Genomic DNA, 21,441 nt, shown 5'->3' on the forward strand with positions numbered 1-21,441 from the left:
TATACTAAATGTTACTTTATGTAAGTAGTATTACTGTAAATAGTTCGAGAGTTTACCTAAAGATATGTAGCATTCTGATTAAAACCTTTGAATTGATTTCTACCTTGACCAATTTAATTACTCATCGTACTTGAAATTTCATAGTTTAGGTCAATGTAACTATCTTAAAAACTCTGTTTATAACGAACACCGTGCTAATTAATAGGGCGCTGCAAAATAATCAATTAACTGTTTAAAACATGAATAATAATAGGAATTTCCATGTCTACTACTGAAACTGACGCACAAATTATCAATCCTGACATGCCAGATGTGCCGCCACATGCGCCAAGTAAAATTCATTTGAAAGACTATCAACCGCCAAGCTTTGCGGTCGAAACCGTTGATTTGGATATTAAGTTATTCGATGACCATGCTATTGTGGATAGCACTTTGATGATGCAACGTCAGACTGACGGCGACTTAGTGCTTTATGGTGAAGGACTTGAGCTGTTATCTATTAAGCTCAATGATGAGCTGCTTACCAGTGAGTGCTATACGCAAACGGATGGTAAATTAATCATTACTAATGCGCCAGCGCATAGCAAATTACAGCTACAAGTACGTATCCATCCGCATACCAATACCGCGCTTGAAGGCTTATATATCGCCGGTAGTGGTGACGATACTATGTTCGTCACTCAGTGTGAGCCTGAGGGCTTTCGCAAGATTACCTTTTATCCAGACCGTCCCGATGTGCTGGCGAGATTTACAACGCGGCTTGAAGCCGATAAGCGTTTCACGACGCTATTGAGTAATGGGAATTTGCTCGAAGCGGGTGAAGTGTCGGACGCGCCTGAGCGTCATTATGCGATTTGGCAAGACCCGACCAATAAACCAAGTTATCTGTTTGCTTGTGTCATCGCTGATTTGGACGTATTAACTGACAGCTATACGACGAGCGAAGGGCGTGAGGTGAAGCTTGAGCTCTATGCAAAATCTGAAGATATCGATAAATGTGCTGTCGGTATGCAAGCTTTAAAAGACTCGATGCAGTGGGATGAGGTTAATTATGGCCGTGCGTATGATTTAGACCGTTATATGATTGTTGCCGTCAGTCAGTTTAATATGGGCGCGATGGAAAATAAGGGTTTAAATATTTTTAACACCGCTTGTGTCTTGTCTAGCCCTGAAACGACCACAGATGCGCGCAGCTTTAGTGTCAAATCTATCATTGCCCATGAGTACTTCCATAACTGGACGGGTAATCGCATTACCTGCCGTGATTGGTTTCAGCTGTGCCTAAAAGAAGGTTTTACCGTTTATCGGGATCAATCATTTTCAGCCGATCAGCAGTCAAGTGCTGTCCAGCGTATCGACGATGTGGCAACCTTGCGCGCCCATCAATTTGCTGAAGATGCCGGACCACTAGCGCACCCTGTACGTCCTGAGAGTTTCGTTGAGATTAACAACTTTTATACCACCACCGTCTACGAAAAAGGCGCTGAAATCGTGCGTATGATTGCCAATACGCTAGGGCGTGATAACTTCCGTAAAGGTACGGACGAGTATTTCCGCCGTTATGATGGGCAAGCGGTAACGGTTGAGGACTTTTTATCGGCGCTTAGTATTACCGATAGCAAAATTGAAGACTTTATCGACTGGTATCGTCAGCCCGGTACGCCTGTGGTGTCTGGTTACCAATATTATGACAGCGTGACGCAGACATTGACTATTACTTTGAGTCAGCAAACTCGTCAGGTTGCAGGTTTTGATGCACCAAAACCCTTGCCGATTCCTGTAGCGACCGCACTATTTGATAAAAATTCTGGTCATATCATCGCCGAGCGTATGTTGCTTCTCGATCAAGTCACACAAACCTTTACCTTTGAAAATATAATGAACGAGCCAGTCGTATCCTTGCTACGTGATTTTAGTGCGCCCGTTCAGCTCAATTATAATTATCAAGATGAAGACTTGGCGTTTTTGCTCAAATATGAAACCAATGGTTTTAACCGCTGGCAAGTGACGCAAATGCTGGTCAATCGCATTTTACTGCAAGGTCACGGCGCGAAAAGCAGTCCTGAGATATATTTGCAAGTAGTGGCGCAGGCCTTACCTGAACTGGCTGCTAATGATGCGATGTTGGCGGCGCGTTTGCTTGATATTCCGTCAGCACAAGAGCTGGCATCTGCCATTCATAAAGATTACGATCCAGAGCTGGTAAAAGCACAGCGTGAAGGCTTATATCAACAGCTGGCTTTAGCGTTAAAAGATCAATGGTCTGAGCTTTATAAACAGCTACCGATGCAGGCTTATGAAGACAGTGCGGAAGCTCGTGGCAATCGCGCTTTACGTAATGTGGTGCTTGATATGGCACTGACCGCTAACGTCGATGGCGCTACTGGATGGGCAGAGCAGCAGTATGATAACGCCAGCTGTATGACCGAGCGTTTTGGCGCGTTAAAGGCGATGGTCAATCATCAACTGGCAAATGCTGATAAGTATCTAGCTGATTTTTATCATCGTTTTGAAAATAATGATTTGGTCATCGATTTATGGTTTAGTGTGCAAGCCTCTGCTGATGCGGTTACGCCCGATACTATTAAATCCTTACTTGCGCATAACGATTTTGATTGGAATACGCCCAATCGTGTACGTTCGGTCATCAGCGCCTTTACCTCGCAGCCTACGGTGTTGTGGACACCAGAGGGTTTAGATATTTATATCGCTGCGATTAAAAAGCTGGATGACGCCAATCCGGTGTTAGCGTCACGCTTATTGCAAGTGCTGGCACGTTGGAATACTTTGGCTGAACCACGTCGTCAAATGGCGCATGAGCAGTTGCTTGAACTACAAAAGCAAGCGACTTCTAAGCATGTAATTGAAAGCTTAAACAGTGTTTTAGGCGCGGCAAATGAAGGTTCTGCAAGTGCATAAAGAGCAGTACTTTATAAGTTAAAAAGCACAAAAAAGGCCCGTCTGATATCTGTTATCAAACGGGCCTTTTAGTGAGTGGTCAATCAGTATTCATTACCACCAAGCGCTTTTAACGATTCGGCAGAACGTCTTTAACCATATCACGTAGATTGTGTAGAGCGCTAACGGTGCTTTCCCAATCTAGGCAACCATCGGTGATAGATTTACCATATTCAAGCTGGCTCAAATCTGCCGTTAGCTTTTGATTGCCACCTTTTAAATGACTCTCAATCATCAAACCGATGATAGATTTATTACCATTTTTAATCTGCTCGGCAACGTTTTGAATGACCATTGGTTGCAGATACGGGTCTTTACCTGAGTTGGCGTGGCTTGAGTCAATCATAATTTTACTATTGGTTTTGCCTTTTGCCAGCTCATTTTCAACTTGTGCAACAGCAGTTTCATCATAGTTTGGCTTACCATTACCACCGCGTAGTACTACGTGTGCGTAGGGGTTACCTTTTGATTTGATGATAGAAACTTTGCCATCTGCTGATAAGCCAAGAAAACTATGACCTTCTTTGACCGCTTGCATGGCATTAACCGCAACGGTCATGCCGCCATCGGTGCCGTTTTTAAAGCCAACTGGGCACGATAAACCTGAGCTCATTTCACGATGCGTTTGGCTTTCGGTGGTACGCGCGCCAATCGCTGACCAACTAATCAAATCCTGAATGTACTGCGGCGTATTTGGGTCTAATGCTTCGGTCGCGCACGGCAGACCTTTTTCATTTAAATCAAGCAGTAGCTTACGAGCGGTGCGCAGACCTTTTTCGATATCAAAGCTGTCGTTCATATCAGGGTCATTAATCATGCCTTTCCAGCCAACCGTGGTACGCGGCTTTTCAAAATAAACGCGCATCACAACGAAGATGCTGTCTTCAATCTCTTTGGCCAATACGGCTAAGCGATCGGCGTATTCGTGGGCGGCTTTAATATCGTGAATAGAGCAGGGGCCGATAACCACAAATAAACGCTTGTCTTTGCCATCAAGGATATCTTGGATGGTATTGCGACCTTTTAGCACCGTGTTATAGGCGTCATTTGACAAAGGTAGCTCAGACTTTAGCTCAGCGGGTGTGATTAAAGGAATGAATTTTTCAATATTCACGTCGTCAATATCTGCATTATGAGTAGCTGGTGTTGTCATGATTATATATCGTCTAGCTGATTTATAGGGATATTCATTATGCGGACAAAAGCGCTGGTTGACAAGGGCAGTCGTACAGTTAATTGACTGCTAACTGGAATGTGGCGACCAAAACTTTGTTATACCTTATCGCTGCAACCCGTCTTAACATGCTGTCATTCATAGGTGTATAAGAATGATAAGGCAATGTAAAGCATAGGGAAAATGACGCTTTATCGCTAACCTAAGTCCAAATTTGCATTAAACACAACGTTTATAGGCAGATATAAATGAGTGATACTGACTGGATTTTGTGCACTAATTTAGCTATTTCCAACACTGTCACGTATGATGGCGATATAAACGACTAAGTTCGAGCATCATGGAATGCTATCAAGATGCGTTTTAATGGGCATCTTATTACGGCTAAGCTATGTTATATTTTATATAATCATTCTTATGATAGACGCATTTTATCTTTTTTTGTTTAACTGTGCTACTTAAATGGCATCAATTAAATTGTACCACTTTAATATTGAGAGCTTATCATGACAGATCCTGCTACGCCTCACCAACCTGCTGATACAACGCCAGCACCAGATACTTATGGTGCTTTTGATAAATTGCCTGAAATGACGTGTTCGCCACTGGTGATAGGCATTGTCGCCGGTGAAGTGTCAGGCGACAGTTTGGGTGCAGATTTTATGAAGCAGATGAATAATCTGCGTGATGATATTATTTGGGTTGGGGTTGGCGGCGCAAAAATGCAGGCGCAAGGGCTGCAAAGTATTTTTCCGTTATCGCGCTTAGCTGTGATGGGTTTGGTCGAAGTGGTGTCGCAGTTACCGGATTTACTCAAAGCACGTCAAGAGCTGCTGACGGCATTTAAAGCCGCAAGCATTGATTGGTTTATTGGCATTGATGCGCCTGATTTTAACCTTAGAGTGGCAAAGAAATTAAAGCCGCAGGGCGTGTTTTGCGTGCAGTATGTCAGCCCTTCTATTTGGGCGTGGCGTGAGTCGCGTATTCATAATATTATGGCAGCGACCAATTTGGTTCTGTGCCTATTTCCATTTGAGCTACCCGTCTACGAGCGTTATAATCATCCCGCGATTTGCGTTGGTCATCCGCTACTACGAACCATTGATCAGACCTTACTTGAGACGCCCATCAATCAGCGCCGTAGCGAATTGGTCTGGCATAATGATGGCTTGCAGCAGTTTTTCATCGATCGTTTCGATGAGGTCAGTCAGCTTATTTGCGTCATGCCAGGGTCAAGACGGGGCGAGATAACGGCTATTTTGCCGCTTATGCTCGATGGTATCCAAAGGCTGCTACTGCTAGATCCTAAGCTGTGCTTTATCATTCCAACGGTGGATCAAAACCATCAATATATTGTGCAAGATGTGATCGATAAGCGCTCAGAGCAGCTGCGGGCCGCGATTGCGGTGGTCTATGATGAAAGTCAGCCAGCCTTTAGTCAGCAGGCGATGGCGGCATCAGATATGGTGATGCTGGCATCGGGTACTGCAACCTTAGAAGCCATGCTGCTTGAGCGTCCAATGGTGGTGATTTATCAATTAAATCAGCTGACTTATCAGATAGCAAAACGTTTGGTCAAAGTCCCTTATGTCGGTTTGCCTAATATTTTGGCAGATAGCGCAATCGTGCCTGAGCTTATCCAAGAGCAGGCAAGTGGCGATAATATCTGTCGTACCGTGATGCGTTTGTTGCAGCCGCGCGCGTATGCAGAACAATTAAAAGCGCTGATTGATACCAAGTATGCATTGCAACAACAAAGCAATCATGACCCTGCGCATAGCGTCATCGAACAGTGGTTTATTCAAAACCGTGCCAGTCATCAAAATCATGATTTTAATGGACAAGACGGTCATGTCAGTCAAGAAAATTACGACAGCCAAGACAATTATCAAGCTCAGTAATCAAGATTAATAACTAAGCTCAATAATCAAGCGCTAATTATGTTAGGCACGCAAAAAATTTATTAAACCGTAAAGTTAAGAAATAATAAAGTTATGAGTACTATGTCTTCTACAGAAAATAATCATATAAAAAGCTCAGTTATGCTTAAGCATAGCGTTCAGATTGAAAGAGTTATTGAGCAAATTGATATTAAAGGACAATATATACAATTGGCAGCGCCTATACAGTTATCAGGGCAAGTCAATATCTCAGAACTGATTGCGCAATACTCATTAAGTTTAGAAAACTTGCAACCAACAGCCATACAAATTGGCGTTGACGAAGCAGGGCGTGGACCGCTGCTGGGTAGTGTGAATGCCGCTGCGGCAATATTACCTGCGGCGTGGGCAGGTTTAATTGAAAATGAGCCACTAAAAAATACGCCATTGTCTATACTGACGGACTCAAAGCAGCTGAGTGAAAAAAAGCGCGATATTCTTTATCCGTTGGTTCAGCAGCATGCAGTCGCGCACATCGTCGCTGATATACCGCCAGCGGTTATCGACCAAGTCAATATCTTGCAAGCGACCATGCTAGGGATGCGCTTATGTACTGAGGTTTTATTGGCGGTAGTTGCTAAACACCTGAATACGGGTGACAAAACACTGTTTGAGATATTAATTGATGGCAATCGTTGTCCAGATTTAGATTATGCCAGTCTCACTAAATTTGGTATTCAAGGGTCAGCGATTGACTGCCAAGCATGGGTAAAAGGCGATGGCCGACATACCAGTATCGCGGCGGCCAGTATTTTAGCAAAAGTCAGCCGTGACCAAACCATGTATGCACTTGATACTGAACATCCTGAATATGGCATCGCCAAGCATAAAGGCTATCCAACGCGCGCCCATATGGAAGCGATTGCAGCTCATGGCGTATTAGCCGCGCATAGACGTAGCTTTGCACCGGTAAGAAAAGTGCTCGAAAGCCAATATTGCCTGACCTAAAAATGATCATTAGCTAGCAGAATGAGACTGCTTAATGAAATAGCCTAAGCAAAATTAAATAAGAAAATGCTTTCAGTCATAAAAAAACCATCTGTTCATAATCAACAGATGGTTTTTTTATTTAAACCTTTAACAACAGAAATCTTCAAAGTCCCAAAAATACTTAGAACGATGAGTTCGGCTGCTTTAAAAACGCTTCTTCTTCGTCAGTCGTTTCACGATCCAACGTGTCGTTACGATGTGGATAGCGTCCAAATTTATCGATAATCTCTTTATGACGCTCTTCAAACTCTAAGGTTGTTGCATCATTTAATTGCTTAAACAGCGGCAGATAGCGCTCATGAATCATGGCCGATTCAGAATGCATAAATGGCATGATAATAAATTTCCGCCACTGCGCTGGCAGCGTATCAAAATATGGTTGTCCAATGGCTTCTTGTGCCAATGCTAGCGCCATGCCATCTTGGGCAAAAGCGCACGCTTGCTCACGGCATAAATTACGCGAAAACTGATCTAACACAATAATTTCTGCCAAGCGTCCTGCTAGCGCCGTGACTGAGCTATTGCTATCAGTCGCTGCATCTGCGATACGCCACGACACGCATTCACCCTGTTTTGCTGCCTGCCAAATATTATAAAATTTGTTTTTTATCTGTTTATCAAAAGCATCATTTTGCGCAAACCAGTACTGCTCATTGTCTTTATCAAACCAAAAATCCAATACCGCACGCGCATCCGCAGCAAGATGTTCTAAGCTGATGTTTTGTGGATCTAGCTGGGATAGATTGGCTGGGTTTTTAGCCGTAGAATAATCGGTCGAGAGTGCCATAAGATATTCTATTTATGATGGATTTAGTCTACTATAGCGCAATTATTTAGGTCTGTCATGATACCGACCGCAGCTATTAGGTAACCTCTTATGAATACAAATTTACCGTTACAAACCAGTCACTCATCCTTGCCTGCAACGCCCTATTATCTGCTTGATGAAGCGGCAATCGTTGCCAATATGCAGATTATCGCGCGTCTGTGCGAGCTATCTGGCGCCAAAGCCTTGCTCGCGCTCAAATGTTTTGCCACTTGGGGCGTGTTTGATGTCATGCAGCCTTATTTGCATGGTACAACCTCGTCTTCATTGAATGAAGTGCGGTTGGGCTATGAGACCTTTGGTAAAGGTAAAGGCGGTGATAATAAAAAAGAAACCCATGCTTATAGCGTTGCTTATAGCGCCGATGAAATCGACGAAGTATTGAGCTATGCCGATAAAATAATCTTTAATTCCATCTCGCAGCTGAATGCTTTTAAAGACCAAGCCAAAGCACAAAATATACCAGTAGGGCTACGCTTAAATCCAAAGACCAGTAATTCGTCCTTTATTATTGCTGATCCTGCGCGTCCCTTTAGCCGCTTAGGTGAGCATGATAAAGATAAGATTACCGCCGTACTTGCTGATATCACAGGCGTCATGATTCATAACAACTGTGAAAATGATAGCTTTGAAGCATTTAGCGCAAGCTTAGCCGATATCGAAAACAGGTTTGGTGAGGTGCTGGCGCAGCTTGAATGGGTGAGCTTGGGCGGTGGTATTCACTTTATCGCGCCTGATTATCCACTCGAAAAACTGGCTGATAGATTAAAAGGCTTTAGCGAGAGATACGGCGTACAAGTCTATCTTGAGCCGGGCGAAGCAAGTATTCATGGTGCTGGCTCATTAGTCACGACCGTCTTAGATACCATGCACAATGAAAAAAATCTCGCCGTCGTCGATGCCTCTATCGAAGCACATATGCTTGATTTACTGATTTATCGCGAGTCTGCTCCCATTGTGTCCATTAATGAAGAATCAATAGATATGATGCCGGTAAATAAAGATCAAAAAGAGGGCGCTGCAGACAATACTATTATTTACGGTCGTTCTTGTTTGGCAGGCGATATCTTTGGTGAGTACGCCTTACCGAGTAATTTGAAAATTGGCGATACCATTGCGTTTGGCAATGCTGCCGGTTATACCATGGTCAAGAAAAACTGGTTCAATGGTGTGGGCATGCCTGCAATCGTTATCCGCCGTTTAGATGGGTCGATAGATGTGCAGCGTGAGTTTGATTATCAAGATTATAAGGCCAGCTTGTCTTAATTTTGCTATTAATAATAAGCTGGTAAGATTTGAATAATAAAATTGCATGTCATCTTATCGATTAATTATTGCCGAAAGGTGGGTAAAAATTGTTATAATCGCCGCGGGTAAAAGCAAGTAGCCAAATACTGCTTTGCCCGACGGGTGTGTGGGTTTTCCTCGGTCTTCCTTTTTAATTCACGCATATCATTCACTCGTTTCTGTTTTGACTCGCCACCATCGATGGTATCGACAGGGACACAAAGGAGGATTGTTCATTGAACACAAATCAAACCAACCCTAGCAAAAAAGACGTGCTTATCATCGGTGCAGGCGGTGTGGCGCAAGTGGTCGCGCATAAATGTGCGATGCATAATGACGTCCTTGGCGAGATTCATATTGCCTCACGCACGCAAGATAAATGTGATGCCATCGCCCAAAGTGTCAAAGAGAAGAATAGCTTTAAGCTGCCTGCGGTATTACATACCCATCAAGTCGATGCGATGGATACGCAAGCGCTGATACAGCTGATTGAAGAGACGGGTATTCAAATCGTTATCAATGTCGGTTCGGCATTTGTCAATATGACCGTTTTAGAGGCTTGTATTGAAACAGGCTCGGCTTATATTGATACCGCCATTCATGAAGATCCGCGCAAGATTTGCGAGACGCCGCCATGGTATGACAACTATGAATGGCAGCGTAAACAGCGCTGTGCCGACAAGAACATCACGGCGATTTTGGGTGCTGGATTTGATCCTGGTGTGGTCAATGCCTATGCGCGACTTGGCTATGACATGATGGATGCAGGTTCGGTGACGGATATCGATATTATCGATATCAACGCTGGCAGCCACGGTAAGTATTTTGCCACCAACTTTGACCCTGAGATTAATTTCCGTGAGTTCACCGGTACGGTTTATTCTTGGCAAGACAGTAAGTGGCAGTCGAATAAGATGTTTGAAGTCAAACGTACCGATGATTTGCCAGTCGTTGGCGAGCAAAACAGTTACCTAAGTGGTCATGACGAGATTCATTCTTTATCGGCTAACCTAGATGTGCCAAATATTCGCTTTTGGATGGGCTTTGGTGAGCATTATATTAATGTGTTTACTGTGCTCCAAAACCTAGGTCTATTGTCTGAGCAGCCGGTGATGACTGCTGAAGGGCAAGAAGTGATTCCGCTTAAGGTGGTGAAAGCCGTACTGCCGGATCCAAGTTCGCTTGCGCCAAATTATACGGGCAAAACCTGCATCGGCGACAAGGTTAAAGGCAAAATTAACGGCGTTGATAGCGAGGTATTTATCTACAATATCTCCGATCATAAAGACGCTTATAACGAAGTCGGTAGCCAAGGCATCTCTTATACTGCAGGCGTGCCACCCGTTGCTGCTGCAATGTTGGTCGCGACGGGCGAGTGGGATGCGGGCAAAATGGTCAACGTTGAAGAACTTGATGCAAAGCCATTTATCAACTTGCTAAATGAGATTGGTTTGCCAACGCGTATCCAAGACGCCAACGGTGATAGAGCGCTTGAGTTTGATATGTAATATATCTTAAGCCATAAAAAAGCCCGTCTAATTTCTCGATAAGAGCGTTAGGTGGGCTTTTTTTATGCAACAAACTTTATAGTGAATGAAAGTGCCCTTTTTCATTACTTTAGCTTTAAATAGTTTCATACGTATGATTTTCTCTCACGATGCTTTACTACTGACGCTAAGCCTATATCATCATTGGATAAACACATTCAGCATAATGACATTAAACTAGGGGTAGAATATAGTGAACCTAATACGGACAGTCATATAAAAATAAGGAATATAAATGAGCGACAAACCGAATGACGATGGCTTAAGGGAGGCTGACGAGTCAAATAATCCATCAGTAAATGAGCCTAGCGAAAGCTCGCGCCCGCCGTTTGAGCGCAGGCAGTTTGGCGGTACAGAACGCCAATCAAAACCGTTTGATGAAGATGTGCCAATCTCCCGCAGCGATCTGAAAAAAGGAGCACAGGAGCTGTCAGAAAACAGTGTGGCTCATATTAATTGGAGCGTACTGATTGTCTCATCAGTTGTGATTGTGGCGTTTTCGATATGGGCAATTTTGATGCCTATCAATGCCAGTACAACGATGAAAACAGTCGTTGATTGGATTGCGACCAATCTTGGCTGGTATTACGTGATTACCATGGTGATGGTCATCGGTTTTGTGCTGTGGGTAGCACTGTCTAAAGCAGGTAGCATACGCCTTGGGCCTGATGATTCGCGGCCACAGTATAAACTGGGAACGTGGGCAGCGATGTTATTTGCCGCTGGGGTAGGCATTGACATGCTGTTTTTTTCAGTCACTGGCCCCGTCGTACAGTATTTGACCCCGCCGGCTGGTCTATTTATGCACTGCTTGGTATGGCAATGGGTTATTTTGCCTACCGTTGGGGCATGCCTTTATCCATTCGGGCGGCGCTTTATCCGCTGCTCGGTAAGCGGGTAAAAGGTCCTATCGGCCATGGTATTAGTATTCTTGCCTTGGTCGGCACAGTGTTCGGCGTGGCGACGACCATGGGTATCGGCGTGGTACTCTTAAACGTTGGTTTCTCAAAGTTATTTGGTTTTGAAGAAGGCTTAACGTTACAGATTGCCCTCGTGGTTGGTGCGGTTGTTTTGACCATTTTGGCCACCACTTCGGGGGTTGATCGCGGTATCCGCTGGATCTCCGAGCTCAATCTATGGAGCTCGGTGGCAATGATGGCGTTTATCCTAATCGCTGGCGAGACGGCGTTTTTGTTAAATGCCTTAGTTGAAAATTTGGGTCAGTTCTTTGTCACGCTACCTGCTCGGATGTTTAAAACCTTTGCCTATGTTCCCGGTAGTAGCGATTGGATGGGCAGTTGGACGCTATTCTTTTGGGCGTTTTGGCTCGCATGGGGGCCGTTTGTTGGGGTGTTTTTAGCGCGTATTTCGCGTGGACGCACATTACGTGAGTTTGTCATTGCCGCGATTACAGTGCCGGTATTATGTGACTTTATCATCGTTTCTTTCTTTGGTAATTCCGCCCTTTATGAGGTATTACAAGGAAATACCGCCTTTGCCGAGCTTGCGGTTCAAAGCCCAGAGCGCGGATGGTACGCGCTACTTGAGTTGTTTCCGGGGGCGACTATTTTGATAGCGTTAGCGACGCTTTCAGGATTGCTGTTTTATATCACCAGTGCTAACTCAGGGGCGATGGTGATGTCGAACTTTTCAACCTCTATCCCTGATCCAAGCGAAGATGGCCCAAAGTGGCTACGTATTTTTTGGGCGGTGTTGACGGCAGTATTGACCATCTCTATGTTGATTGCAGGCGGCGTCATTACCATGGAATATGCCACGCTTATCTTTGCTCTTCCTGTGACGATTATTGTTTATCTGGTGATGTTCTCTTTTTCTAAAGCGTTAAAAATAGAACGGGCTGAGCGCGAAGGTACGGTGCTGCGTCGTCCTTCTGTTACGCCAAGTGGCGGGCATATACCGGAGCGTTCTTGGAAGCAGCGCTTGGGACAAATGCTGGCTTATCCGAGCAAACGAGAAACAGAGCAATTTCTTGAGCGTGTCGTTCGTCCGGCGCTAAACGATTTCGCCAATGAGTTTGAGCGCCAAGGTTATAAGATTGATCGTGATAATATTCCTCATATAGCGGGCGATATTGATGTTGGTGGGCCATTATTAAAGGTATCTACTGACGCGCAAAACGACTTTTACTATCAAGTGTCTATGGTCGAGACGCCGTCACCGACCTTTAGTGGCAAGATGTCACCAGTTAGCGATGTTTATTATCGTTTAGAAGTAACGACGCAAACCGGCTCCGGCGGTTATGATTTGATAGGCTTGACCAAGCAGCAAGTGATTGATGATGTGCTTGAACAATATGAAGCGTATCTGACTTTTATTACCAGTCCGCCAGCGACAGATGTGAACACAGCCACCGCGGCAGTAGGAATTACAGGTAAAGGTTGATTGTTTATAACGGTCAAACGATGCAGATAATAGCGGCGCTGTTCTAGCCATCCGCTATCATCTGTCATGTATGTTAGGGCTGCGGCTTAAGCCTTGCTAGGATTATACTTTCTCAACGCCGCGATACGTTCATCAAGCGTTGGATGTGAGCGGAAAAGGTTAGCGATACTAAAGCCCGTAGACTGCCCAGACGAGATTGCAAACGCTTTCATGCTCTCAGGCATCTGGTCTGGACGCTGCTCAGAAGGACGCAAGGCATCCAGTGCGCTAATCATTTTTTCACGGCTGGCAAGCTTTGCCCCCATCTCATCAGCACGGAATTCACGTAGGCGCGAGAACCACATGACGATGGCAGACGCCAAAAAACCCAGCAAAATATCCATCACGATACTGGTGATGAAATAACCGATACCCGGGCCGTCCCCTTCATTTTTAAAGACAGTACGGTCGACGAAGCTACCAATAATACGCGCAAAGAACATCACAAAGGCGTTTACCACCCCTTGAATGAGCGCAAGGGTCACCATATCGCCATTGGCCACATGACCAATCTCATGCGCGAGCACCGCTTCTATTTCATCGGGTGTCATGCTTTGTAGTAGCCCTGAGGAGACCGCGACCAATGCTTGGTTTTTGTTCCAACCGGTTGCAAAGGCGTTTGGCTGAGAATTATTAAAAATTCCTACTTCCGGCATACCAATATTTACCACCTGTGCGTGTTTGGCGACAGTATCAACCAGCCATTTTTCCGTAGCATTTCTTGGCGTTTCAATGACTACTGTGCCCGTTGATTTTTTTGCCATCCATTTTGAGATAAACAGCGAGACCATCGAACCAACCATGCCATATATACCGCACATAATGGCAAGGCTAGTATAATTTAGCCCGCCTGCGCCATGGACGCCGCCAATCCCAAAAAATCTGGATAAAATACCAAACACGATGCTAAAAACCACAATCACCGCTAAGTTGGTTAATAAGAACAATCCGATACGCATCATGACGCTAACTTCCTCATTTAAGTTCAACTACATCTTAGAAACAACACCTTCACTAGAGTAAAGGGTAAAAATGAAACAAATGGCAATTATAACCTTCTATGGATAATAAAGCCGCTCATTCTAATATCAATCGTCACTTAAAACTTGTAGAGTAGGGACAACAGCGGCGTAAAGTGTTTAACTAATGAAGAATAAAAGGCGAAAAGCTAAATAAACACTGAATACTATAATAAGTAATTAAGCGCTCATTTATTATTTAATTCTATATAAGGTCTCATTATGAAATCTCTAGAACTAAAAGTACCGCCAGTCGCGCAAGTTATCGTTACTGCAGCGACCATGGCTGGTGTCTCTAAAGTCGCACCTGCTTTGAAATTTTCTTTGAAAGGTTCTGCGGCATTGGCAATGGGTTTGGGCACCATAGGAGTGGGTAGCGCCATTTTAGGTGTTACTCAATTTAAAAAAGCGCAGACCACACCCAATCCGCAAGCGCTTGAAAAAGTTTCAAGCTTAGTGACTAGTGGTGTGTATAAATATAGCCGCAACCCTATGTATGTAGGCTTGGTGCTTGTATTATTTAGCTGGGCACTATATCTGTCACACTTTCTTGCCTTTGTGTTGTTGCCCATTTTTATACTTTATATGACTCGTTTTCAAATCCAACCAGAAGAGCGGATGTTGGCACAGAAATTTGGCAAGGCTTATCAGGTTCATAAGGCAAAAGTCAGACGTTGGGTATAAACAGCGGGATAAAAAATAGCCAAAATTAATGTTAATAAAAAAGAAGAGCATGCTATGCAACTAGAAATCAATGTCGTCGACGCTTTTACGGATACCGTTTTTAAAGGCAATTCAGCAGCCGTTATTATCACAGATAATTGGCTTTCCGATAAGTTAATGCAGTCTATTGCTTTTGAAAATAATTTGTCAGAGACAGCTTTTATTGTATGTGACGATGATGGCATTTATCATATCCGCTGGTTTTCTCCTTTGACTGAGATTGCGTTTTGCGGGCACGCAACCTTGGCGTCAGCCTTTGTGTTATTTAACAAAAACCCTGATGTAGAAACCATTAAATTTTACGCAAAAGCGGTTGGTATATTGACCATCGTGCAAACAGACGATGGCAAAATACAAATGGACTTTCCTAATACTAAGCCTGAAAAGGTTAAAGATATTCCCGATAGCTTGCTGGCAGGATTGTCTGTTGCACCAGTCGAAGTTTATAAAAACACCCAAGCCTATTTTGTGATTTATAATGCTGAAGCCGATGTCTTAAACGTAGCGCGCGATAACGAGCAATTAAAACAACTTGCGCCGTTAAATGTGGTGGTCACCTGTCAGGCCACCTCCGCTGACTATAAGGATTACGATTTTATTTCACGTTATTTTTGGCCTGCCAATGGTGGCGATGAAGACCCAGTGACCGGTTCGGTTCATACGGGGCTCGCACCACTGTGGGCAGAGCGTTTGGGTAAAGATGAATTAATAGCTTATCAAGCATCAAAACGAGGCGGTATTTTAAACTGCGTCGTTGCAGGCGATAGGGTGCTAATTTCTGGTAATGCCGTGCAATATATGACAGGATTTATCACGGTTTAGGAGTGGTTGGTTTGACTGAATTAAAAACCGTTGGACTGTTTGCGCTGACTGCATTGGCTGAAATTATCGGTTGTTATTTGCCTTATTTATGGCTGCGGGAAGGTAAGTCGATTTGGCTGCTGGTTCCAGGTGCACTAAGCTTGGTCGCTTTTGTTTGGCTGCTGTCCTTACATCCCACCGCCGCTGGTCGAGTGTATGCCGCTTACGGCGGTGTCTATATCTCGATGGCTATTATTTGGCTTTGGACAGTGAACGGCATCAGGCCAACCACGTGGGATATTTTGGGTTCTATCGTCGCGCTCTTAGGCATGGCAATTATTATGTTTGCACCACGTCATTAGTGAATGGATTTTGCCAATATTGCTATTAGTAAGTGACTACTTACGCAGTCATTACGATTTGCTATAATGAGCCGCACGCCGATGTGTCGTCGCGGCAAACCCTTATAATATTCATTTTTAACACAGTAAAGCTTACTGTTTTGGTCAATTATTATGCGTATTCGTAAACTGTTCAAATTTGAAAATGCGCATATCGTGCGTAATTGTAGCTCTGAGCGCTGCAAACATTCTATTCATGGTCATAGCTATCAGATTGAGCTGATTCTTGAAGCTAAGCGATTAGACCATGGGCAGATGGTATATGATTTTGGTCTATTAAAATCGTCTATTAAAGACATTATTGATAGCTTTGATCATGCGATTTGCTTTTGGAATAAAGACGACCCTGAATATATCACCGCCTGTAAAAAATTCAGCGCGCGCTGGATCAGTTTGCCGGTATCGCCATCAGCAGAGCAGTTCTCACGCGTTATCTTCTTTTGGGCACAAGAAATTCTCAAACAAACCCAAATGCAAAACGGTGAGTCTGATGTCAGCGTTTACTCGGTGATTGCCCACGAAACCGCAACCGGTTACGCACAGTGCTTTGCAGACGATGTGGCAAACGCGCAAATGGGTGAGCTTCATCTAGAAGACTTTGAATTTAGTGAGCAAGTGAAGGCAGAATGGCATGACCCCGAGCTATATGCCAAATTGATTCGCGGTGGAAGCTTTATCAATCCATCCGTGACTATGCAAGTACAGACGCAAGTACAGACGCAAGTAAAGGAAGGTAAGTTTGATGCCTAATAATATAAAACAAGACCAACATGTGAAAACCTTGACGCTGCATTCTGAAGCAGATACCCAGCGCTTGGCGGTGCAATTGGCAGCGTTGCCCTTATCGGGTAGTATTTGGCTGTCGGGTGATCTAGGCGCTGGTAAAACCACCTTGACGCGTTATTGGTTGCAGGCGCTCGGCCATACAGGTGCGGTCAAAAGCCCAACTTATACCTTAGTCGAGCCTTATAGTATTGAGCAAAAAGATGGTTCAATTAAACCTGTTTATCATGCAGATTTATATCGTCTGCAAGACCCAGAAGAGCTGTCCTTTATTGGTTTTGATGAATATTTGGATGAAGCAAATGCCTTAGTTATTATTGAATGGGCCAGCCGTGCGGACAGCTATTTACCACCACCGAGTTTGTTTATTGATATGACGCAAGCCGATCGCGATGATAATGATAAAGAAGCGCGTCAGGTTGAGCTGCGACTATCGAAGGCGGGCCAAGCGCAAGGCTTAGATTTGTCTTCTCTTAACCTTTAGGTTAAACCGCATCACAGCCACTGAGGTTTTATAAAAGTATGACGCTCATTAATGCCAGATAATCCCTCCAATAGCCGCATCAAAAAACTATCGCCGCTGCTTATCAATCAATTGGCAGCGGGCGAGGTGGTGACGCGTCCTGCCGCTGTGGTCAAAGAGCTGCTTGAAAACGCGATAGACGCTGGTGCGAGCAATATTGAAATACGTATTACCCAAGGCGGCATGGGTATGATTGAAGTGCTGGATAACGGCACGGGTATTCATCCTGATGATATGGTCATGGCCATTACTCGCCATGCAACCAGTAAAGTGGCCGATGTGGCTAACTTGCATGGTATTACCACACTGGGCTTTCGCGGTGAAGCGTTGGCAGCGACGGCGGCAGTTTCTCGTTTGACTTTAACTAGTAGTCATGACGACAGTGGGATTGGTCGCCAGTTGCAAGTTGCCGGTGTATTGGACGAGGTGCCAAAATTGTTGCCAGTTGTGCATCAACGCGGCACGACTATCACGGTTAAAGATTTATATTTTAATGTGCCCGCACGCCGCGGCAACTTAAAATCTATTGCGACCGAGTTCGGTCATATCGAAACCATTGTCCGCGAAGTGGCTTTGGCGCGTGCAGATGTGGCGCTAACCTTGTTTCATGACAATAAAAAGCGGTTATCGCTGTCTTCAAGAGCAATGTCTGCAAATGATAACGATAATACCAATAGCAGCAATAATAACGCTCATCGTCTGCCTTTATCACGTCTTGAGCAAGCGACTGGGTTGACATTAACGGACAACGCTTTAGAAATATCCATCGACCTTACCAGTTTGATGCAATTGCCTAAAGACTATGTGAATAATAACTTTGCTGGTCAAGTGAGCATTAACGGTTGGTTATGGCTTAGCAATGACTCTCAAAGTACTTTTCCAAAATTAATTTATGTGAATGGACGATTGGTAAAAGAAGCGTTGATTAGCAATCAGCTGCGTCAACTTGCCCAAAGTGCGCAGTTATCAGGTATTGGCTACGCGCTGTATTTTGATTTACCAACTGATTGGCTCAATATCAATGTCCATCCGTCCAAACAGCGTATCAAAATCAGCCCGCTAAATAACATCATGGCGCATCTTAGTCATGCGATTCAAGCAAAGCTTAAAACGGTTGCTACCAAACAGAACATCAATCAGACCATCAATTCCGCTGATGAAAGTAGTCAGGTATTAGATAATCATCTATCTATCAATAACGCCTTTGCTACTGTAAGGCAACAGACGTCATCAGCCATTTATTCAGCGAAAAGTCAGCAAGTACAAGCGCCCAAACAGCCATATCAGTTGTCAGAAAATACCGATAATGCGCAATCATCAGAACAGGCTACTTTTACTGAAAATATAAATCCGGGTAGCACATTAATAAGCACGGCCAATACGTCACAAAATCTATCGATAAAAAATGCTCCTTTACCATATTGTTTGGAGGTTATTTTAAATACGAGTCATAATTTAGATGCAATTAAAAATGTCAGTGATAAAACGCTACCGTGGTTGCTGTTTTATAGTTGCAGCCAATTTTTTCTGATTGGCGCTGAAATATGGCAGGCGCAATTAAGCTTATTGTTTGAGTCGGATATATTTAGAGAGCAGGTTTCATTTAATGATGCGAATGCTGTCAATCAGCAGCTTACTGACTTAGCCACAAAAATGCCTACAGAAGATTTATGGGCATTTAACGCAGATATCGAAGACTTACTTGCTAAACATGCTTTTAAGTCTATAAATAACCAGCTTTTAATTGCGTTGATGCTATCATCTACAGCCATTTAGATGTCCATTGATTAGATTGAGGACACGTTTTAGTAGTCCTATAAAAAATAAAGGTAATCCTATGCAAATCTCGTCTGCTAGCTCATCTTATCGCCTCAATCCCAATTTGGCATATAATAGCGTGGTGTGCTTGATGGCACCGACGGCGAGTGGCAAGACAGCTCTAGCGTATGAGCTATACGATACTGGGCGTTATGAGCTGATTTCGGTCGATTCAGCATTGATATATCGTGATATGAATATCGGTACAGCCAAACCAACCGCTGCAGAGTTGGCACGCTATCCGCATCATTTGGTTGATATCATTGACCCGATGCAAAGTTATAGCGTCGCTGAATTCGTTAATGATGTTGCTCGTTTAATTGATAGCTGTCATAAGAAAGGTAAAATACCTTTGCTCGTTGGCGGTACTATGATGTATTACATGGCGCTTATTGATGGGCTATCGCCCGTGCCTGACAGTGATGATGACGTGCGCGCGCGTGTGGAGCAGTGGCGGCAAGACGAAGGTATTGGTGCACTATATGATTATCTAGGAAAAATAGATCCGATAAGCCACGAGCGTCTTAATGCGACCGATACTCAGCGTATCACGCGCGCGGTTGAAGTTTATCTGCAAACCAATATACCCATCAGTGACTGGCAGCAAAAGCCCAAACAAGCCTTGGCGCATAATCCCAATCAGCAATGGCATGCGCTGGCGGTGATGCCAGAACGTTCATGGCTACATCAGCGTATCGAGCAACGTTTGGATATAATGTGGCATGATGGGCTAGTGGCGGAAGTGATCGGATTGCTTGAGCAGTACCCTTTGACACCAAACTTACCCTCTATGCGCTGCGTCGGTTATCGCCAAGTGTTAGAATACCTAGTCCATATTAAGCATCCAATATTTAAACAGCCGCACTTGGATAAAGCGCAATTTTATGAGGCCTTTTCAGAAGTAGAAGCGGCGAGTGCAAGTAAACGACCACAAGACACCACTACTCAAGCGCTCGATCAGCCATTGACGCTCAGCGCTCAAACCGAGGCACTTGCTTGTCAGCAAATGCAAAATAAGGCATTATATGCGACCAGACAGCTGGCGAAGCGTCAATATACTTGGCTGCGCAAACTTACTCAGTTGCCCAATTTGCCTGATAATGCGGCAAATATTGCAATAAAGCTAAATGAAAACGATGACAAGCTTATGCGCGGTGATATCAAAATAAAAACGTTTGCTACTATGACCCAAGTAAGAGAGTATTTATATTAAAACCAAATCATATAAAGCGCGTTAATTAGCCCCGTAAAAAATAATGACAATTAGTTTCAAAATAAAGGTTGGATAACTGCTATAATTTAAATCATAGTAAAATAGTGTGAATTATATCGGTATCATTGCTTTTTTAACGGTCGTTAATTAACTTTTGTTGGTAGGAAGTCTTAAAAAATAAGCGGTTACTTAATTATTTACAATAATAACGTATTCACGGTAAAGTGAAATTATTTAACAAGAATTAGTGCTTATTTAGATACGTTTTATAAATAAAACTTATTATTGTATCTGCCCTTAGCCATTATAATTAAAGAAATACTTATAATAATTGGCACTAAAAATAATTATATAATATTTAGGAGAGATGTCATGTCAAAAGGACAAACTTTACAAGACCCGTTTTTGAACTCGTTGCGCAAAGATCGCATTCCTGTTTCTATTTTTTTAGTTAATGGTATTAAGCTGCAAGGTCAAATTGAATCATTTGATCAATATGTGGTGTTGTTAAAAAATACAGTGAGTCAAATGGTTTATAAACATGCCATTTCCACAGTTGTGCCAGCTCGTAATCCTAGAAGCAGCACGACGACTGGCACGGGTACGCAAACCTCAACGGGCGCACCTGCTGGTTACCAAGGTGGTATGAGTAGTGGGTTTGAGCGTGGTAGTAACCTTGCTGGTAGTGGCGGTTTTGAAGAGCGCGGCTTTGCCAATCGTAGTGGCTTTAATCGTGGCGGTTTTGGTCAAGGTCAAGATCGTGGGTTTGAGCGAGGTAGCTTTGGACAAGGTCAAGAGCGCGGCTTTGAGCGCGGCGGCTTTGGTCAAGATCGTGGCTTTGACAATTCTTCAGACAATGCTATGTTTGAAAACAAATCAAACGATGATATAGACGATAGCAATCAATAAACAACGCTATCTGGTGTGTATTTGATTGAAAGTATGTTATTAAAATGTTGTATAGCTGATTAAGACCTACTATTAATTATAGTGGGT

At 43.8% G+C, this 21,441-nt stretch carries 16 protein-coding genes and 1 pseudogene; 14 read left to right on the plus strand and 3 right to left on the minus strand.

Going from position 1 to position 21,441, the window contains the following annotated elements; translation table 11 throughout:
* The first annotated feature begins 303 nt into the window (after nucleotides 1–303).
* Nucleotides 304–2,919 (plus strand): aminopeptidase N, encoded by a 2,616-nt coding sequence (gene pepN / locus CXF58_RS09585; RefSeq protein WP_228706593.1) that lies wholly within the window; start codon nucleotides 304–306, stop codon nucleotides 2,917–2,919.
* A gap of 109 nt (nucleotides 2,920–3,028) precedes the next feature.
* Here the strand turns inward: pepN and CXF58_RS09590 are convergent, their stop codons facing one another.
* On the minus strand, nucleotides 3,029–4,111 hold the full coding sequence (locus CXF58_RS09590; protein ID WP_068404188.1) for a 3-deoxy-7-phosphoheptulonate synthase: 1,083 nt from the start codon (nucleotides 4,109–4,111) through the stop codon (nucleotides 3,029–3,031).
* A 611-nt stretch (nucleotides 4,112–4,722) separates the two neighbouring features.
* Between CXF58_RS09590 and lpxB the strand changes: the two genes are divergently transcribed.
* On the plus strand, nucleotides 4,723–6,033 hold the full coding sequence (gene lpxB / locus CXF58_RS09595) for a lipid-A-disaccharide synthase (RefSeq protein ID WP_228706594.1): 1,311 nt from the start codon (nucleotides 4,723–4,725) through the stop codon (nucleotides 6,031–6,033).
* Between the two features lie 141 nt (nucleotides 6,034–6,174).
* Nucleotides 6,175–7,020 (plus strand): ribonuclease HII, encoded by an 846-nt coding sequence (locus CXF58_RS09600; RefSeq protein WP_228706590.1) that lies wholly within the window; start codon nucleotides 6,175–6,177, stop codon nucleotides 7,018–7,020.
* A gap of 163 nt (nucleotides 7,021–7,183) precedes the next feature.
* On the opposite strand, the gene CXF58_RS09605 is transcribed toward CXF58_RS09600, so the two are convergent.
* On the minus strand, nucleotides 7,184–7,849 hold the full coding sequence (locus CXF58_RS09605) for a DUF924 family protein (RefSeq protein ID WP_102077354.1): 666 nt from the start codon (nucleotides 7,847–7,849) through the stop codon (nucleotides 7,184–7,186).
* 90 nt (nucleotides 7,850–7,939) lie between these two features.
* Between CXF58_RS09605 and nspC the strand changes: the two genes are divergently transcribed.
* From nspC to CXF58_RS09620, 3 genes and pseudogenes are all read left to right on the plus strand, one after another.
* Entirely contained in the window at nucleotides 7,940–9,154 is a 1,215-nt protein-coding gene (gene nspC, locus CXF58_RS09610) for a carboxynorspermidine decarboxylase (protein ID WP_102077355.1), read from the plus strand.
* Nucleotides 9,155–9,411: 257 nt separating this feature from the next.
* Nucleotides 9,412–10,683, plus strand: a complete 1,272-nt coding sequence (locus CXF58_RS09615) for a saccharopine dehydrogenase family protein (protein WP_068404196.1) — start codon at nucleotides 9,412–9,414, stop codon at nucleotides 10,681–10,683.
* Between the two features lie 556 nt (nucleotides 10,684–11,239).
* Nucleotides 11,240–13,125: pseudogene (locus tag CXF58_RS09620) on the plus strand (BCCT family transporter).
* 86 nt (nucleotides 13,126–13,211) lie between these two features.
* Here the strand turns inward: CXF58_RS09620 and htpX are convergent.
* Nucleotides 13,212–14,126, minus strand: a complete 915-nt coding sequence (htpX, locus tag CXF58_RS09625; RefSeq protein WP_068404200.1) for a protease HtpX — start codon at nucleotides 14,124–14,126, stop codon at nucleotides 13,212–13,214.
* Between the two features lie 279 nt (nucleotides 14,127–14,405).
* Between htpX and CXF58_RS09630 the strand changes: the two genes are divergently transcribed.
* The 8 genes from CXF58_RS09630 (at nucleotide 14,406) to hfq (ending at nucleotide 21,354) form a co-directional block, all read left to right on the plus strand.
* Nucleotides 14,406–14,867: a methyltransferase family protein gene (locus CXF58_RS09630; protein WP_102077356.1), complete on the plus strand. Its 462-nt coding sequence runs from the start codon at nucleotides 14,406–14,408 to the stop codon at nucleotides 14,865–14,867.
* 54 nt (nucleotides 14,868–14,921) lie between these two features.
* Nucleotides 14,922–15,728 carry a PhzF family phenazine biosynthesis protein gene (locus tag CXF58_RS09635; RefSeq protein ID WP_102077357.1) on the plus strand — a complete coding sequence of 269 codons (807 nt, stop codon included), beginning with the start codon at nucleotides 14,922–14,924 and terminating at the stop codon, nucleotides 15,726–15,728.
* Between the two features lie 11 nt (nucleotides 15,729–15,739).
* The gene (locus CXF58_RS09640) at nucleotides 15,740–16,069 is read left to right on the plus strand and encodes a YnfA family protein (RefSeq protein WP_102077361.1); all 330 of its coding nucleotides are present in this window, start codon (nucleotides 15,740–15,742) and stop codon (nucleotides 16,067–16,069) included.
* Nucleotides 16,070–16,222: 153 nt separating this feature from the next.
* Nucleotides 16,223–16,858, plus strand: coding sequence for a 6-pyruvoyl trahydropterin synthase family protein (locus CXF58_RS09645; protein WP_102077358.1), 636 nt, complete (start codon nucleotides 16,223–16,225; stop codon nucleotides 16,856–16,858).
* Complete coding sequence (gene tsaE, locus CXF58_RS09650; protein WP_102077359.1) at nucleotides 16,851–17,375, plus strand: tRNA (adenosine(37)-N6)-threonylcarbamoyltransferase complex ATPase subunit type 1 TsaE; 525 nt, start codon at nucleotides 16,851–16,853, stop codon at nucleotides 17,373–17,375. Before CXF58_RS09645 ends, tsaE begins: the two co-directional genes overlap by 8 nt.
* A 51-nt stretch (nucleotides 17,376–17,426) precedes the next feature.
* On the plus strand, nucleotides 17,427–19,190 hold the full coding sequence (mutL, locus tag CXF58_RS09655; RefSeq protein ID WP_068404211.1) for a DNA mismatch repair endonuclease MutL: 1,764 nt from the start codon (nucleotides 17,427–17,429) through the stop codon (nucleotides 19,188–19,190).
* A gap of 61 nt (nucleotides 19,191–19,251) precedes the next feature.
* Nucleotides 19,252–20,445, plus strand: coding sequence for a tRNA (adenosine(37)-N6)-dimethylallyltransferase MiaA (gene miaA, locus CXF58_RS09660; protein WP_068404212.1), 1,194 nt, complete (start codon nucleotides 19,252–19,254; stop codon nucleotides 20,443–20,445).
* A 372-nt stretch (nucleotides 20,446–20,817) separates the two neighbouring features.
* Nucleotides 20,818–21,354: an RNA chaperone Hfq gene (hfq, locus tag CXF58_RS09665; protein ID WP_068404214.1), complete on the plus strand. Its 537-nt coding sequence runs from the start codon at nucleotides 20,818–20,820 to the stop codon at nucleotides 21,352–21,354.
* Nucleotides 21,355–21,441 lie beyond the last annotated feature (87 nt).

It is taken from the genome of Psychrobacter sp. Sarcosine-02u-2 (assembly GCF_002836335.1).
GTDB lineage: Bacteria > Pseudomonadota > Gammaproteobacteria > Pseudomonadales > Moraxellaceae > Psychrobacter > Psychrobacter faecalis.